Here is a 16,130-nt window from a genome sequence, read left to right as displayed (position 1 = left end):
ACGCTTCGATCACTGCACCCAGGCGTTTCGCCGTAGCGATCGCCTGCAAGCCGGCCACACCGGCACCAAGGATCAGCACGCGCGCCGCTTTCACGGTGCCCGCAGCGGTCATCAGCATCGGCATGAAACGCGGATAGTGGTGAGCGGCCAGCAACACGGCTTTATAGCCGGCGATGTTGGCTTGCGAGGACAGCACATCGAGGCTCTGAGCGCGGGAGGTGCGAGGCGCGGCTTCCAGGGCAAAGGCGGTAATGCCGCATTCGGCCATTTTGGCGATGGTTTCATTGCTGAACGGATTGAGCATGCCCACCACAACGGTGCCGCTCTTGATCAGCGCCAGCTCGCTGTCGCTGGGCGCGACCACCTTCAAAATCAGCTCTGCACCAAACGCATCGTTGGCGCTGCCAATGCTTGCGCCGGCCGCTTCATAGGCACTGTCGACAACGCTGGCATTAATGCCGGCGCCGCTTTGTACAGTGACCTTATGGCCCTGGCCGATCAGCTTCTTGATGGTTTCCGGGGTTGCAGCAACCCGTGTTTCACCGGTCTGGGTTTCGAGAGGAACACCAATGTGCACGTCAAATCTCCTGCGTGATCTTGTTGAGTAAACCCAGGCACTACGGATGAATGGGGGTGGCAAGGACGGCCGATCAGCACGATTGCGCCAAATCGGAACGATCAATCATTCGAACACTGGCAAAAGTCGATTCGTTTCGAGCCTGGTCGAGCGCTGTCAGCGGTCTGGTCGATGACTGCTGCGCAGTCGCGAGCGTTGCCGGTTTGCGACTCATTTCAGAGCCGGAACGCTCGTCGCTCGGTGGAACACCAAAGTACTCGCGGTAGCATTTGGAAAAGTGGGGTGTGGACACGAAACCGCAGACATACGCCAACTCAATGATCGACAGTGATGTTTGCTTGAGCAGTTGTCGCGCTCGAACAAGACGTAACCTCAAGTAGTAGCGTGACGGCGTACAGTGAAGGTATTTCTGAAATAGCCGCTCTAGTTGTCGACGTGACAGATCAACGTATTGTGCAAGGTTATCCAGGTCGAGCGGTTCCTCGAGGTTGGCCTCCATCAACGCAACGATCTCCTGCAGCTTGGGCTGGTGAGTTCCCAACACGTGCTTGAGCGGAACGCGCTGATGGTCCTGTTCGTTGCGTATGCGCTCGTAGACAAACATTTCCGAAATGGCAGCCGATAATTCACGACCATGGTCGCGACCGATCAGGTGCAACATCATGTCCATAGGGGCCGTTCCGCCGGAACTGGTGAAGCGGTTTCGGTCAAGGGTGAACAGACTCGAACTGACGCTGACTCGCGGAAAAGCTTCCTGCATGGCGGCCAGAAACTCCCAATGCACACTGCATTCATAACCGTCGAGCAGCCCGGCCTTGGCCAGTGCCCAACTGCCCGTGCACACGCCTCCCAGCCGCCTGGATTTACGCGCAAGGGCTTGCAGCCAGGTAATGTGCTCGCGGGTAATCACGTTCTGGATTCCAACGCCACCGCACACGATTACAGTGTCCGCCACCAACGGATTGTTCCACGAAGCATCCGGAGTGATCGGTACGCCATCACTGGCCCAGACCGCCTCTCCACCGGGGCTGAACGTATGCCAGCGATACAGTTCTTGTCCCGACAACTGATTGGCCATGCGCAGAGGCTCTACGGCTGACGCCAGGGAAATCAACGTGAATTTATCCAGCAGCAGAAAACCAACTGATTTTGTAGGGGTACCGTCGGAAACGGTGGAGTTCGATGACATCGGGGGTCATGCCCTCACAAAGAGCAATTACGGACTGAGACACAGGAGCTTGCAATACCCCCAGCCTTGGCGCGTGGGGGTATCAGGTTCGGCGCAACTACCGCCCTGTTTTTATCCCACCGACGTCGCCCTTGCATCCCGCGCAGGTTGACGCGATGTCACCAGACCGATAAAGGAAATTGCCAGCGCCAGGCCAATGGTCGAGCTCACTTCGCTACGGTGTTCCGGGGTGATCATCATCACCGCCAACGCTGCGCAAATGAACGCGATCACCAGCCAGGTGAGCCACGGGAACAGCCACATGCGAAAGGCCAGTTCGACATTCCGCCGACGTAGCATCCGGCGCATCCGCAGCTGCGACACCGCAATGGCCAGGTACACCAGCAAGGCAATCGCACCGGAGCTGGCCAGCAGGAAGTCAAACAGCCCGGCGGGCATGAAATAGCTCCACACGGTGATCGCTGCTCCCAGCACGGTGCTGGCGATGACGGCTGCCCGCGGCACGCCTTCAGAGGAGGTCGCCTTCAGCGCCTTCGGCGCATCGCCCCGACGGCCCAGCGAGTACAGCATGCGCGAGGCAATGTAGATCGAGGAGTTCATGCAACTGGCCACGGCGATCAGTACTACGACGTCCACCATGAACTTGGCGTGGGGAATGTTCATGATTTCCAGGGCCCGTTGATAGGAACCTACCGAGGCCAACAGAGGATCATTCCAGGGCACCACGGAGATGACCACGAAAATCGACAACAGGTAGAACACGCCGATGCGCCAGATCACCGAACGCGTGGCCTTGGCAATGTTCTGCGACGGGTTGTCGGATTCGGCGGCGGCGATGGTGACCGCTTCGGTACCAATGAAGCTGAACATGATGGTGATGAACGCGCCGACTACCGCCGACAGGCCGTTGGGGGCGAACCCGCCGTGTTCGGCCATCAGTCCGCTCAGTCCGCTGACCTCCCGATCGGGTATCCAGCCCATCAGCACGGCAAAACCCACGCCGATGAAACCGATGATCGCCACCACCTTGGCCATGGCGAACCAGAACTCGAATTCACCGTACTTGGAGACACTGAACAGATTGGTGATCACCAACGCAATGATCGACACCAGGGCGAACAGCCAGGCATCGATCTGGGGAAACCACTGGTTCAACACATGGCCGGCGGCCAGTGCTTCGATAGGAATCACCAGCACCCAGAACCACCAGTACAGCCAACCGATGGTAAAGCCCGCCCAACGTCCGATGGCCTGATCGGCATAGGTGGAGAACGAACCGGTGTCCGGGTTGGCCACCGCCATTTCACCGAGCATGCGCATGACCAGAACGACGAGCAGGCCGGAGAAGAGATAGGCCAGCAGGACGGCCGGCCCGGCAGCTGCAATGGCATGTCCTGAGCCAACGAACAAACCGGCGCCGATGATACCGGCGATTGACAGCATTGTGACGTGACGAGGCTTGAAGCCCTGCGCCAATTGGCCACTCGAATCCTTGGAGCTCGGGCTGATCATTTTTTTTACTCTTTGGCGATCGACATTCAAGCGTTCTGAGTGAGGGGTAGGCGATCATGGGGGCTTGCTGTTGCCCCTCCTGAAAGCGACAGTCCTCAACGCTACTGTTCTAGAAGCTCTGTCACCGCGATGTGGCCACCGCAGTGAAAAGTTGCGCCACCTTACCCGGCTTGTCCGACAATCCAGATACCTGATCGCGCCACCTCCGTGCCTGATATCGACACGGGAAACTTTGCACTCGCCGTTGAGGCCGGGGGGGCGGCAGGCGCGCGCGACCAGGGAAAAATTCACGTTATCGGAGTATTGAATGCCGATGTCGCTCCTGAAAGAGATCGTTTCGCTGCCGCGACTGACCTGAATCCGCGCCATCACAGCCATTAAAAAAAGCGCCCCTTTGGCACCGATAACATCGTTTCTCGGCGGCGCTGCATTTCACTATATTGGCCACCAGATCCGGTGAGTGACTCAACATTCGCCACCCTCAGTGCGAGTAGTCTTTATGAATAAAAAACCAGACAACGCAGGGTTTGTTAATGCAGGTGCGGGAACCCGTGCCGTGTGGGGCGGGGAGCAGGTCAGGCATCCCTACAACGCCACTCAAACCCCCATCGTGGTCAGTGCCGCCTATGGTTATGACGACATCGATGTCTGGTACGACGTTGCGTTGGGCAAGGCGCCCGGCTTTATTTACAGCCGCATGAGCAACCCGACAGTCGAGACCCTCGAGGCAAAGATTCGCGAGTTGGAACTGGCCGAATCGGCCGTGGCTTTCAGCAGCGGGATGGCGGCGATCAGCAGCGTGCTCTACACCTTCCTGGCCCATGGCGATCGGGTGGTCTCGACCAGGGACAGCTATGGCGGCACCAACAAGATTTTCGAAGAGTTTCTGCCTCGCACCGGTGTGAACGTGACGTTGTGCGAGACGTTCGATCACGAAGAAATCGAATGCGAAATCGCCAAGGGTTGCCAATTGGTGTATCTGGAAACGCCAACCAACCCGACGCTGAAAATACTCGATATCGAGCGTCTGGTGGCTGCAGCCAAGCGCGTCGGCGCCATTGTGGTGGCGGATAACACCTTCGCCACGCCATTGAATCAGAACCCGCTGGCGCTGGGTGTGGACGTGGTCATTCACAGTGCCACCAAGTTTCTCAGCGGCCACGGCGATGTGCTTGGCGGCCTGGTGTGCGGTAGTGAATCACTGATGGCCAAGGTGCGTCATTACCGGGAAATCAACGGTGCGACGCTCGACCCGTTCTCCGCCTACATGATCATTCGCGGCATGAAAACCCTGGTGCTGCGCATGCGTCAGCAGCAACGCAGTGCCCGCGCGCTGGCCGAGTACCTCTGCGTCGAACCCTTGGTGGAGTCGGTCAATTATCCCGGTTTACCCGGCCATCCGAATCATGCGGTGGCGTGCGCGCAAATGTCCGGCTTCGGTGCCATCGTCAGCTTTGTCGTGGCGGGCGGCATGGACACGGTCAAAGTGCTCTTGCCACGACTGCGATTCGCCCACTGCGCGGGCAATCTCGGTGCGGTGGAAACCATCTACGGTCCGGCCCGCACCACCAGCCATGTCGAGAACACGCTGGAGGAACGCCTGGCTCTGGGTATTTCAGAGGGGCTGGTGCGGATCTCTGTCGGCATCGAAGACACCGACGATCTGCTCGACGACCTGAAACAGGCGTTCGCATTTGTCAGGGAGACGGGCAACGCACCCGCACCATCAAACACGCAATTTTCAATCGATGAAAGTTGCGCCGAAGCTGCAAACTGAAGCGTTAGCGTTAAACCTCACTGCAAGGATGTGAGTGGGGCGTTCATGAAGTGGAATAATAATAAAACTTAGTGGCGATCTGTTTTTTCTCTGCCCAGTCAGTCATCGCAGACGTTAATTCGCGCCCTAATAACTTTCATGAGAACAACCATGTCCATAAAAGAAGAACAACTTCATTCGCGTTCCGGTTTTAAACAGGAAATGCAAACACGGCATATTGTCATGTTGGCATTAGGTGGCGTCATCGGTACCGGGCTGTTTCTCACGTCTGGATATACGGTTAACCAAGCCGGTCCTCTGGGAGCGGTGATCGCTTACATCATTGGCGCGCTCATGGTTTACATGGTCATGATGTGCCTGGGCGAACTGGCGGTACAGATGCCGGAAACCGGTTCGTTCAGTACCTATGCCACCCGCTTTCTGGGGCCTGGTACCGGGTATACCGTCGCCTGGCTGTATTGGCTGACCTGGACGGTGGCCATCGGTTCTGAATTCACCGCCGCCGGTATCTTGATGGTGCGTTGGTTCCCGGAAACACCGGTATGGATCTGGAGTGCGTTATTTGCCGGCCTGGTGTTTGTGACCAATGTGATTTCGGTGCGCTTGTTCGCTGAAACCGAGTTCTGGTTGTCTCTGGTTAAAGTGGTGACCGTCATCGTGTTTTTGATGATTGGCGGTGGCGCGATTCTCGGTTTGCTGCACATCGATCAGAGCCACAGTATCGGATTGAGCAACTTCACTCGCGAAGGACTTTTTCCTACCGGCGTCATGCCGATCGCCATGACGTTATTGGCGGTGTCTTTTGCGTTCTCCGGCACTGAGTTGATCGGTATTGCCGCGGGGGAAACCAAGGACCCGCAGCGCAACGTGCCGCGTGCCATCCGCACGACGGTGCTGCGCCTGGCGATCTTTTTCGTGGGGACCATTTTTGTCCTGGCAACACTATTGCCTCGAGAGCAGGCCGGCCTGGTAGAGAGTCCATTCGTGACTGTGTTTACCTACATCGGAATTCCCTATTCGGCAGACATCATGAATTTCGTGATCATCAGTGCCTTGCTGTCGGCCGCCAACTCCGGTCTGTATGCCGCGTCACGGATGATCTGGACGCTGAGTGACCAGGGTCACCTGCCCAAGCGATTCTCGGTACTGACGCGTATGGGCACGCCGCTCAACGCGATTATCATCAGCATGGCGGGCGGGGCTGCCTCGTTGCTCAGCAGTGTATTTGCCGCCGACACCATCTATCTGGCGCTGGTGTCGATCTCCGGATTGGCGGTGGTGGTGGTCTGGATGAGCATCGCCGCAAGCCAGATTGCTTTCCGCCGTCACTATGTGGCCAACGGCGGTGACATCCGCGACTTGAAATTCCGTGTCCGGGGTTATCCATGGGTGCCGTTGGGAGCGCTGGTCTGCTGCAGTCTGGCGTGTATCGGGATTGCGTTCGATCCGGAGCAGCGAGTGGCGTTGTACTTCGGTTTGCCCTTCATCGCCTGGTGCTATTTCGTGTATTACATTACCCGCAAAAGCCGCGAGCGACGCTTGTCGGTTGCCCCCTTGGCACAACCGTCCGATGCGTTCTAGTCAGCGTCGACGGGATGGGCAAGCGTGCTCGGTGGAGGGGGCGTCCAAGAGGTTCAAGTCATGAAGCAAAAGACGCTACCCCCATTGAACTGGCTACGGGCATTCGAGGTGTCTGCCCGCTGCTTGAACTTCACCCATGCCGCCGAAGAACTGTTTTTGACCCAGGGCGCCGTCAGTCAACAGATCCGCCAACTGGAAAGCCACCTTGGAGTGGCACTGTTCAAGCGCTTGCCCCGTGGCTTGGGACTGACCGAGGAAGGCCAGGCTTATCTGCCGGTGGTGCAGGATGCGATCACGCGACTGGCCGTGGGGACCAACGAGATTTTTGGTCAGCACAAACGTCGACCGATCAAGGTGCGTGGCAGCCTGGCGTTCTTCGTGCACTGGCTGGCACCCAAGCTGGCGGGGTTCAGCCAGGCGCATCCGCATGTCGATATTCGCTACATCAGCAATATCTGGGTCAAGGAGCTGGACGGTGAAGATGACATGGAGATTCGCTGGGGCCACGGTCAATGGCCCGGCCTGGTGTCGCAGCGCCTGACCTGGGACACGTTGTTCCCGGTCTGCTCGCCGGACCTGATGGCAAGGTCGCCGCTGACGGTCCCGGCGGACGTGTCGCACCATCCGCTGTTGCATGTCCTGGGTTACGAAGAGGGTTGGGGTTACTGGTTGAACATGGTCGGAGCGGACAGCGTCGACTCCTCGACCGGCATGCAGTTCGACACATTGATTTCCACTTTGCGCATGGCCGAGTTAGGGCAGGGGATCGCCTTGGCGCGGTCCTCGATGGTGGAGGAGATGCTTCAGGATGGACGATTGGTCGAACCCTTTACTCAGCGTATCGAAGCCAGCGAGTCTTTTTACCTTGTGCGCGGTTCCGGGGCCGAGCAGCACCCCGACGCGGTGATGTTTTCCACCTGGCTGGTCGAGCAGGCACATCGTTTCAAATGAATGGCCGGAGCCAACCATGCGTTATGTGAGTACCCGAAATTCGGCCGTGCAGGTCGACTTCGAACAGGTCGTATTGTCTGGCATTGCCCAGGACGGAGGGCTGTTCGTACCGCTGGAACTGCCGCTGTTTGAAGCGCAGGACATCGCCAACTGGTCGACCTTGCCCTATGACGAACTGGCCTACAGGGTGATCAGTCCGTTCGTGGGGGAGGCGATCTGCGAAACAGACCTCAAGCGCCTGCTCAAAGAGGCGGGCAGCCAATTCCGCCATCGATCCCTTGCACCTTTGCATCAGGTCGATCGTAACGAGTGGGTGCTGGAGCTGTTCCACGGACCGACTCGCTCCTCGAAAGATTTCGCCGCGCAGTTGCAGGCGCGGCTGGTGCCGTATTTTCTGCGCAAGCGCGGGCGTCGCGGGGTGGTGATCGGTGCCACCAACGGCGATACCGGGCTGGCGGCCATCGAGGCGTTCAAGCACTGCGAGGACACCTCTGTGGTGGTGTTTTACCCAGAGAAGGGCGTACCCCTGGACCAACTCCAGCATCTGCAAGCAGCGGCGCACCCAAGGGTTCATCAGTTTGCAGTGAATGGCAGCTTCGACGAGTGCCAGACCATCGTCACCCGGCTGTTCCGACAATGGCCGAATACGCAGCACGAGGCGATCAGTTTCAACTCCAGTAACTGGGTCAGTGTGTTGGCGCAACTGGTGTTCTACTTCCACGCCGTGTTGCAATTGGGAGGCGGCCAGCGACCGATTGGTTTCAGCGTACCGGCGGCGAGTTTTGCCGAGGTGTATGCCGGCTACATCGCGCAAAAAATGGGCCTGCCGATCACCCAGATGATTGTTGCGACCAACCAGAACGACGCGTTGCATCAGTTGTTCCAGAAGAACCACTACAGCAGGTCACGCGCCAACAAGACGCTTTCGCCTGCCATGGACCTGTCGATCTTTTCCAATCTGGAACGCTTCCTTTGGGAGCTCTACGGGCATGACGACCAGGCGGTGTGTGCGCTGATGGAGGGGTTCGAGTCCAGCGGCGAGATGGTCATCGCCAACGAGTTCTGGTTGCAGGCGCGGATGATCATCGACTCCTATGCGGTCAGTGATGAGCAGACGCTGACGGAAATCACTTCGCTGTATCGCGACACGGGATACGCCATCGATCCGCACACGGCCACTGGCGTGCTGGCCGCCAGGTTGTATCGGCGAAGCCTGGTGGCGCCCATGGTGACCCTGGGGGAAATCTCACCGGTCAAGTCGGCGGCACTGCTTGGCGAGTTGGGCATCAGTGTGGCGGGGCTGCACCCTGAGGTCGCGATGCAAGGACAGGCGCAGGTTTACCGGATTCAACCGGACGACCTCGATACCATCCATGAGCTGCTCGGCGCGCTGTGAAGGCGCGACAACAGGAGGCCAAGTGAAGCGAATTCTGGACCCTCTCGATGAACACATCATCGCTGAACTACAGCTCAATGCCAGGGCTGCACACGCCGAGCTGGCGGCCAAGGTCAATCTGTCACGCAATGCGGTGCGCCAACGTATAGAAAGACTCGAGCGCGACGGGGTCATACAGGGATATACGGTACGCACGGGGGAGGGGCGACAAGCCACGTCGAACATCAACGCGGTGATTTTCGTCTACCGCTACGACCGGATGCGGGGTGCGGAAGTGCTGCAAGCGTTGCGGGCCATTCCGGAAGTCATCCAGTGCGATGTCATGAGCGGCGAGTTCGACCTGATGCTGCGGGTGGGCGCTGCGAGCCCGCAGCGGGTACACAAGGTCTGGACTGAAATTGCCGCGTTGCCCGGAGTGGAAAATACCGTGACCTCCTTTGTGCTGTCGTCTGTCGTGTAGCCATTTTTCGTACCGCTAAAAGCCAACGTGTGTTGGCTTTTTTGCGTGCGCCCGATGGCTTCCAGGGCGCACAAGCCGGCGGACTCTGGCGTACCTGTAGGCAACGACGCAAGGCGTTGTAGCTTTCATCGAGTAACACTGACAGATGTTAAACAGGCCCTATCTATAGGCCCAAAACCTGTAGGAGCGAGCTTGCTCGCGATGGTCGTCAACGATAACGCTGAAAGCCTGACACCCCGCGGCGTTCTCCGGTTTTTCGCGAGCAAGCTCGCTCCTACAGGGGGGATGTGGTGGTCAAGATTGGTCCGCCTCCTACCCGATTCTGAAGCTTTGCCCAGACACTGGTCAAAACGCCCACAAAATAGAGCAAATTGGCCTATTTCACTGCCTTGGGCCCAGCCCTAACCTAGTGCCCAACAACCCATCCCCCGGATCAAGGGCATAACAAAATGACTGAATACAAATTGGCGCTGGTTGGCTTTGGTGGTGTTAACCGGGCATTGGCTCAGCTGATTGCCGATCGTAACGAACAGTGGAAAACAGAACTGGGTTTCACCCTGAAAATCGTCGGTGTGACTGACTTGTTTCTTGGCTCGGTGATTGGCCGCGAAGGGCTGGATGCCAATGCGCTCGCCCAATTGCCGGCAGTCAAAGGTGCATTGGCGCAACTGTCGGGTGGCGACGTCACAGCCCTCAATGAAGCGGTGATCAAGGATTCCGGTGCGGACATTATTGTTGAAGCCACCTTCACCAACCCGGTGGACGGAGAACCGGCGACGACGTTCTGTCGTTGGGCGCTGGAGGGCGGCCAGCATGTCGTCACCACCAACAAGGGCCCGATCGCCTTGCACGGCGCCGAGCTCAAGGCACTGGCTCGACGCAAGCATGTCGCCTTTGAATACGAAGGCTCGGTCATGAGCGGCACGCCGGTTATCCGCCTGGCCCGGCAGGCGCTGGCAGGCAGCTCCATTGTCGGTTTTGAAGGCATTTTAAACGGCACGTCCAACTTCGTGCTCACCAGCATGGAAGGCGGCCTGGGGTTTGCCGAGGCCGTTGCCAAGGCTCAGGCGCTGGGTTATGCCGAAGCCGACCCGACAGCGGATGTCGAGGGGCATGACGTACGCCTCAAGGTGGTGATCCTGGCGAATGAACTGCTGGACGCGAAGCTGACGGTCAGCGACGTCACGTGCAGCGGCATTTCGTCCCTCAGCCTTGGCGATATCGAAAAAGCCCGGCAGGACGGTGCTCGCTGGAAGCTGATCGGGTCGGCGATGCGCCACGCCGACGGCTCGATCAGTGCCGGTGTCGAACCGCGGCTGTTGAACAACGACCATCCACTGGCCAGTGTTGGCGGCGCAACCAACGCGGTGTCGTTTACTTCCGAACTGCTCGGTGCAGTAACAGTTTCAGGGCCGGGAGCAGGGCGCACGGAAACAGCGTTTGCGCTGCTCTCGGACATCATCAGCATCCATCAATCCATTGCCCGCAACCAGGAGTAAACCCTGTGAAATTATCGCGCCTGGTTCTGGATATCGTGGAGCCGCCCATTGAAGTCTTTAACGCCTATGACGGTTCCGTCATCGGCAGTGTAACGAATGTCTGTGCCTCGCAAGTTCCGCAGTTGTTGGAGACAGGACGCAGTGGTGCACGAGCGTGCGCCGCGTTGGCACGTCATCGTCGGGCTCGCATTCTTGAGCAAGCCGCAATCGACATCGAACGTGATGCCGGCGTGTTTGCCAGGCTGATCGTCGACGAGGCCGGGAAGACCCTCAAACAGGCACAAAAGGAGGTCAAACGCTGCGTCAACACCCTCAAGCTGTCGGCCGAGGAGGCCAGGCGCAATGCCGGGGAGGTGGTGCCTTTCGACGCTTATGAAGGTTCCGAATCGCGTCAGGGCTGGTTTTCCCGTGAGCCTCTGGGTCTGATCGTTGCGATCACGCCGTACAACGATCCGTTGAACCTGGTGGCGCATAAACTCGGCCCGGCCATTGCCGGCGGTAACGCGGTGATTCTCAAACCCTCCGAGCTTGCGCCATTGTCGGCCATTAAACTGGTGTCTTATCTGGTCGCGGCAGGCTTGCCTGAATCAGTGGTCACCGTCGCCACCGGAGGCGCGGAACTGGGCAAGGCGTTGGTCGCCGCCCGTGAGGTGCGGATGATTTCCTTCACCGGCGGTTTCGTCACCGCAGAGCAGATCGCCCGCACGGCCGGGTTGAAGAAACTGACCATGGACCTGGGCGGCAATGCGCCGGTCATCGTCATGGGCGACTGTGACCTTGAGGCGGCTGTCGAGAGTTGCGTGTCCGGAGCCTTTTGGGCCGCGGGGCAGAACTGCGTAGGCACTCAGCGCTTGCTGATTCAGGCGTCGATTTATGAAGCGTTCCGGGAGCGTTTTGTCAGTCAGGCCCGTGCGCTTGTGGTCGGCGATCCATTGCTGGCCGACACCGATATCGGCCCCATGATTACTGCGCAAGCCGCGCAGAATGCCGAGCAAGTGGTGAACGAGGCCTTGCAAGAGGGCGCCACGTTGCTCTGCGGCCATCGGCGTGCAGGATCGTGCTACGCCGCCACCGTGTTGGAAAACGTCGATCACGCCAGTCGACTCTGGCGCAATGAGGTCTTCGCTCCGGTGGTGGTACTGCAGCTTTTCGAAACCTTCGATGAAGCCATCGCGTTGGCCAATGAACCTGAATACAGCCTGCATGCCGGGATCTTCACCAATGATCTGGCAACCGCGATGAGCGCCGCACGGAGGATCGAAGCCGGGGGTGTGATGATCAACGACTCCTCCGACTACCGCTTCGATGCGATGCCGTTTGGCGGTTCCAAGTACGGTAGCCTGGGCCGGGAAGGGGTGCGTTTTGCCTATGAGGAAATGACCCAACCCAAGGTGGTGTGCCTTAACACGTTGGGTTAGTCGATTCGCGGCCACGAGCGAAATCAGGTTACTAGCTTCAAACAATGGCGATTCAGTGATCAAACACTTCACGAATCGTGACGTATTGGAATTTCTTCGGCCCCAGAACGCCTTTGGTAAATGAAAACTGGAGGCAGCCAAATGGATCTAGTCGCCCAGCTTGGCCCAGAATTCTTCGGCAGAGGGGCTGATTGGGGCCGTGGGACGCGTGAGATGAATCTCCAAGGGAATATCCCAGCTTTCGTCGAGCGCCCTGACAAGCCGACCGTCAGCCATTTCTTGTTCTGTCAGGCTTTTGGGTAACCACGCAACTCCCTTGCTTTCCAAGGCCATGGACATCAGCACTGCTGCAAGGTGGCTACTAAAAAGAGGCTTGAGGTTAAGGTAGTCTTCCTTGCCGTGGAGTCGGTGAGCGACGATGCGGCCTAGACCCGATTCGTGGGTGTATGCCAAGTAGGGCAGTGTTTCTGGTGAGGTACCAAAATTGGCAGAGGCACTCGCCAATGGCACGAGTACATCCTCTCCAACTTTCTTCCCAATGAACTGATCAGGGGCTAGCAAGGGGGGGACGTCAGGATGGCGATGGCAAAGCAGGAACTGAACCTGGCCGTGAATCAGCATCTGCTCACAAACAGCCATGCTATCTGAGTGCAGTCGTACAGCATCTATCGGGGCGCCATTTTCCGTATTTCTCAGCCATCTCGGGAAGAAGGTGAATGACAGGGAGTGGGTGGCTGCGAATTGCAGCGTTTTGGCGGCCATCCCAGCCACCTCCTGTGCCTCTGTGCGCATCCTGTACAAGCGTCGTGCAGCCTCCTGAGCACTGGGCAAAATCTGCCTTCCAGCCTCGGTCAGAGTTGCTCCCTGAGGCGTTCGCACAAACAACTCCACGCCCATCCAATTCTCCAGTGAACGGACTCTGCGGCTGAAGGCCGGCTGAGTGACGTGGCGCGCTTCAGCGGCACGAACAAAGCTGCCGTATTCCGCAAGCGCTGAAAAATCTTCAAGCCAGACGAGTTCCAAGGGCAATGCCTCCTGTGCATAGGGCGCGGCATTAATAGCATTGGGCGGGTGTCATCGCAAAGCATAACGTGGGGGCCACCAACAACAAGAGGAACCCGTCATGCGTATCGTAGACATCCGTGAAAAAACCGTCTCTATCGCTTCTCCAATCGCCAATGCCTACATCGATTTTTCGAAAATGACCTGCTCGGTTGTCGCTGTCGTCACGGATGTAATTCGCGACGGTAAACCTGTCATCGGCTACGGCTTCAACTCCAACGGTCGCTATGGTCAGGGCGCACTGATGCGTGATCGCTTCTTGGCGCGTATCACGGAAGCTGACCCAGATACTCTCGTCGATCATGAGAACAACAACCTGGATCCGTTCGCCATCTGGAAAACCTTGATGACCAACGAAAAGCCAGGTGGCCACGGCGAGCGCTCAGTCGCAGTCGGTACCATTGATATGGCTGTGTGGGATGCCGTTGCGAAGATTGAAGGCAAGCCCCTGTATCGCCTGCTGGCCGACCGTTACCGTGGCGGCGTGGCAGATGACAAGGTTTGGGTCTACGCCGCGGGGGGCTATTACTACCCTGGCAAAGACCAGACCAAGCTCAAAGCAGAAATGCAGAGCTATCTGGATCGTGGCTACGACGTCGTCAAGATGAAGATCGGTGCGGTTCCTCTGGACGAAGATATCCGTCGCATCGAAGCGGTACTTGAAGTGGTCGGTGATGGTCGTCGACTGGCTGTCGATGCCAATGGCCGCTTCGATCTGAAGACAGGTATTGCGTACGCTGAAGCCATCAAAAAGTACAACCTCTTCTGGTACGAAGAAGTTGGCGATCCGCTGGACTATGAACTGCAGGCTGAGCTTGCAAACCACTATGAACTGCCCATGGCTACTGGTGAAAACCTGTTCTCCCATCAGGATGCTCGTAACCTGCTACGCCACGGTGGTATGCGCCCTGATCGCGATTACCTTCAGTTCGACTGCGCCCTGTCATACGGACTCGTCGAGTACATGCGTACCCTGAAAGTGATGGAAGAAATGGGTTGGTCTTCCCGCCGCGTAGTTCCGCATGGTGGCCACCAGATGTCCCTGAATATCGCAGCGGGCCTGCACCTGGGCGGTAACGAATCGTACCCGGACGTGTTCCAGCCTTTCGGCGGTTTCGCTGACGGGATTCGTGTGGAAAACGGCTATGTCGGTCTGCCGGATATTCCAGGTGTCGGCTTCGAAGCCAAGTCAGCCTTGTACGCAGTGATGCGTGAGCTGGGCGAAGGCTGATAGCCCTCGAACTGCGGTCTTTTTCAAGAGGCCGCAGTTATCAGGCGTCACCCACTGACGTTACGCCACATGCCCATCACAAAAATAAAATGAGGTGCTTCCGTGGAAATCTCCAAGACTCGCTGGTACAGCCAGCTGTATGTGCAGGTGCTGATCGGTATCGTAATCGGTGCAGCGATTGGTCACTTCGAACCGCAATTCGGAGCCAAGCTTCAACCTTTTGCAGACGGCTTTATCAGACTCATCAAAATGCTGTTGGCCCCTATTATTTTTGGCACCGTGGTTGTCGGTATCGCCAAGATGGGCAGCATCAAAGAGGTAGGGAGAATTGGCGTTAAATCGCTGCTCTACTTCGAGATTCTTTCAACCATCGCCCTGGTCATCGGCCTTGTTGTGGTTAACGTCGTAAAGCCAGGCGTTGGGATGAACATCAATGTTGACGCACTGGATGGCAGTGCCATCGCCAAGTACAGCCAAGCTGCCAGTGAGCAGGGTGGCACCGTCGATTTTTTCATGAACATCATCCCTCAAACTTTTGTCGGCGCGTTTTCGAATGGCGTCATGCTCCAGGTCATCCTGCTTTCGGTCTTGATGGGGGTTGCCCTGGTTCAAATGGGGGAAACCAGCAAACCGCTGATCAATACGATCGACCTGTTCCTGCAAGGGCTGTTCAAAATCGTGGCAATGGTCATGCGGCTGGCTCCACTTGGTGCCGGTGCCGGTATGGCATTCACTATCGGCAAGTACGGGATCGGTACGCTACTGTCGCTCGGCCAGTTGCTGATTGCGCTCTACGTCACCACCCTGATCTTCATTGTGGTGGTGCTTGGAACGGTTGCCCGATGGTCAGGAATGCCTTTATTACAGTTTCTCCGGTACTTCAAGGACGAGATTCTCATCACGCTCGGAACCTGCTCGACTGAGGCTGTGCTTCCGCGAATGATGGTGAAACTTGAAAAGCTGGGCTGCAAGAAGTCGGTGGTTGGCATGGTGCTGCCAACTGGATACACCTTCAATGCGGATGGCACCTGCATTTACCTCACCATGGCGGCGATTTTTATCGCACAGGCAACCAATACGCCGCTGACGTTTATGGATCAGATGATTCTGTTGGGTGTTTTCCTGCTGACGTCGAAAGGCTCGGCTGGTGTGGCGGGTGCCGGGTTCATAACCCTTGCGGCAACACTTACAACCATCCACTCCATTCCGTTGGTAGGCCTTGTCCTGCTCTTGGGCATCGACAGGTTCCTCAATGAAGCGCGAGCAGTTACCAACCTGATTGGCAACGGTATCGGCACCATCGCCATTGCCAAGTGGGACAACTCGTTCGATGTAGAAGCCTGTGAGCGTGAAATCGCCGCGATGAAAAACGCAAAGGCGGAGCGTAGAGCGTTAGCAATGCAAAAGTAATCAACATCGCTTACCCGGTCATTCCTCTTCGGATAGGGCGCAATGACCGGTAGCTATTCGATGCCTC

At 57.6% G+C, this 16,130-nt stretch carries 12 protein-coding genes and 2 pseudogenes; 10 read left to right on the top strand and 4 right to left on the bottom strand.

The window, feature by feature from the left end:
* The 3 genes and pseudogenes from BSF44_RS25185 to gabP form a co-directional block, all read right to left on the bottom strand.
* Nucleotides 1–577, bottom strand: a pseudogene (locus BSF44_RS25185) (NAD(P)(+) transhydrogenase (Re/Si-specific) subunit alpha); the annotation flags it as partial.
* A 73-nt stretch (nucleotides 578–650) separates the two neighbouring features.
* The gene (locus tag BSF44_RS25180; protein ID WP_095945814.1) at nucleotides 651–1,766 is read right to left on the bottom strand and encodes a GlxA family transcriptional regulator; all 1,116 of its coding nucleotides are present in this window, start codon (nucleotides 1,764–1,766) and stop codon (nucleotides 651–653) included.
* Between the two features lie 111 nt (nucleotides 1,767–1,877).
* Complete coding sequence (gene gabP, locus BSF44_RS25175) at nucleotides 1,878–3,278, bottom strand: GABA permease (protein WP_095945813.1); 1,401 nt, start codon at nucleotides 3,276–3,278, stop codon at nucleotides 1,878–1,880.
* A gap of 499 nt (nucleotides 3,279–3,777) precedes the next feature.
* On the opposite strand from gabP, the gene BSF44_RS25170 reads away from it, so the two are divergent.
* From BSF44_RS25170 to BSF44_RS25135, 8 genes and pseudogenes are all read left to right on the top strand, one after another.
* On the top strand, nucleotides 3,778–5,055 hold the full coding sequence (locus BSF44_RS25170; RefSeq protein ID WP_095945812.1) for a cystathionine gamma-synthase family protein: 1,278 nt from the start codon (nucleotides 3,778–3,780) through the stop codon (nucleotides 5,053–5,055).
* Nucleotides 5,056–5,205: 150 nt separating this feature from the next.
* Nucleotides 5,206–6,636 carry an amino acid permease gene (locus tag BSF44_RS25165; RefSeq protein WP_095945811.1) on the top strand — a complete coding sequence of 477 codons (1,431 nt, stop codon included), beginning with the start codon at nucleotides 5,206–5,208 and terminating at the stop codon, nucleotides 6,634–6,636.
* 60 nt (nucleotides 6,637–6,696) lie between these two features.
* The gene (locus BSF44_RS25160; protein ID WP_095945810.1) at nucleotides 6,697–7,587 is read left to right on the top strand and encodes a LysR substrate-binding domain-containing protein; all 891 of its coding nucleotides are present in this window, start codon (nucleotides 6,697–6,699) and stop codon (nucleotides 7,585–7,587) included.
* 16 nt (nucleotides 7,588–7,603) lie between these two features.
* Nucleotides 7,604–8,983 (top strand): threonine synthase, encoded by a 1,380-nt coding sequence (thrC, locus tag BSF44_RS25155; protein ID WP_095945809.1) that lies wholly within the window; start codon nucleotides 7,604–7,606, stop codon nucleotides 8,981–8,983.
* Between the two features lie 22 nt (nucleotides 8,984–9,005).
* On the top strand, nucleotides 9,006–9,443 hold the full coding sequence (locus tag BSF44_RS25150) for an Lrp/AsnC family transcriptional regulator (protein WP_008003746.1): 438 nt from the start codon (nucleotides 9,006–9,008) through the stop codon (nucleotides 9,441–9,443).
* Between the two features lie 201 nt (nucleotides 9,444–9,644).
* A pseudogene (locus tag BSF44_RS30850) lies at nucleotides 9,645–9,722 on the top strand (outer membrane lipoprotein carrier protein LolA); the annotation flags it as partial.
* Between the two features lie 170 nt (nucleotides 9,723–9,892).
* Nucleotides 9,893–10,942, top strand: coding sequence for a homoserine dehydrogenase (locus BSF44_RS25140; RefSeq protein ID WP_095945807.1), 1,050 nt, complete (start codon nucleotides 9,893–9,895; stop codon nucleotides 10,940–10,942).
* 5 nt (nucleotides 10,943–10,947) lie between these two features.
* A complete protein-coding gene (locus BSF44_RS25135; protein ID WP_095945806.1) occupies nucleotides 10,948–12,360 on the top strand; it encodes an aldehyde dehydrogenase family protein in 1,413 nt (470 codons plus the stop codon).
* Nucleotides 12,361–12,507: 147 nt separating this feature from the next.
* On the opposite strand, the gene BSF44_RS25130 is transcribed toward BSF44_RS25135, so the two are convergent.
* Nucleotides 12,508–13,383, bottom strand: a complete 876-nt coding sequence (locus tag BSF44_RS25130) for a LysR family transcriptional regulator (protein WP_095945805.1) — start codon at nucleotides 13,381–13,383, stop codon at nucleotides 12,508–12,510.
* A 100-nt stretch (nucleotides 13,384–13,483) separates the two neighbouring features.
* Between BSF44_RS25130 and BSF44_RS25125 the strand changes: the two genes are divergently transcribed.
* Together BSF44_RS25125 and dctA are read left to right on the top strand one after the other, a co-directional pair.
* The gene (locus BSF44_RS25125; RefSeq protein WP_095945804.1) at nucleotides 13,484–14,653 is read left to right on the top strand and encodes a mandelate racemase/muconate lactonizing enzyme family protein; all 1,170 of its coding nucleotides are present in this window, start codon (nucleotides 13,484–13,486) and stop codon (nucleotides 14,651–14,653) included.
* Nucleotides 14,654–14,755: 102 nt separating this feature from the next.
* The gene (gene dctA / locus BSF44_RS25120; protein ID WP_095945803.1) at nucleotides 14,756–16,063 is read left to right on the top strand and encodes a C4-dicarboxylate transporter DctA; all 1,308 of its coding nucleotides are present in this window, start codon (nucleotides 14,756–14,758) and stop codon (nucleotides 16,061–16,063) included.
* Nucleotides 16,064–16,130 lie beyond the last annotated feature (67 nt).

Origin of the sequence: Pseudomonas sp. ACN8, assembly GCF_002303925.1 — a bacterium.
Taxonomy (GTDB): domain Bacteria; phylum Pseudomonadota; class Gammaproteobacteria; order Pseudomonadales; family Pseudomonadaceae; genus Aquipseudomonas.
The sequence above is the reverse complement of the archived record's forward strand: the minus strand, read 5'-3'. Positions and strand labels throughout refer to the sequence as shown.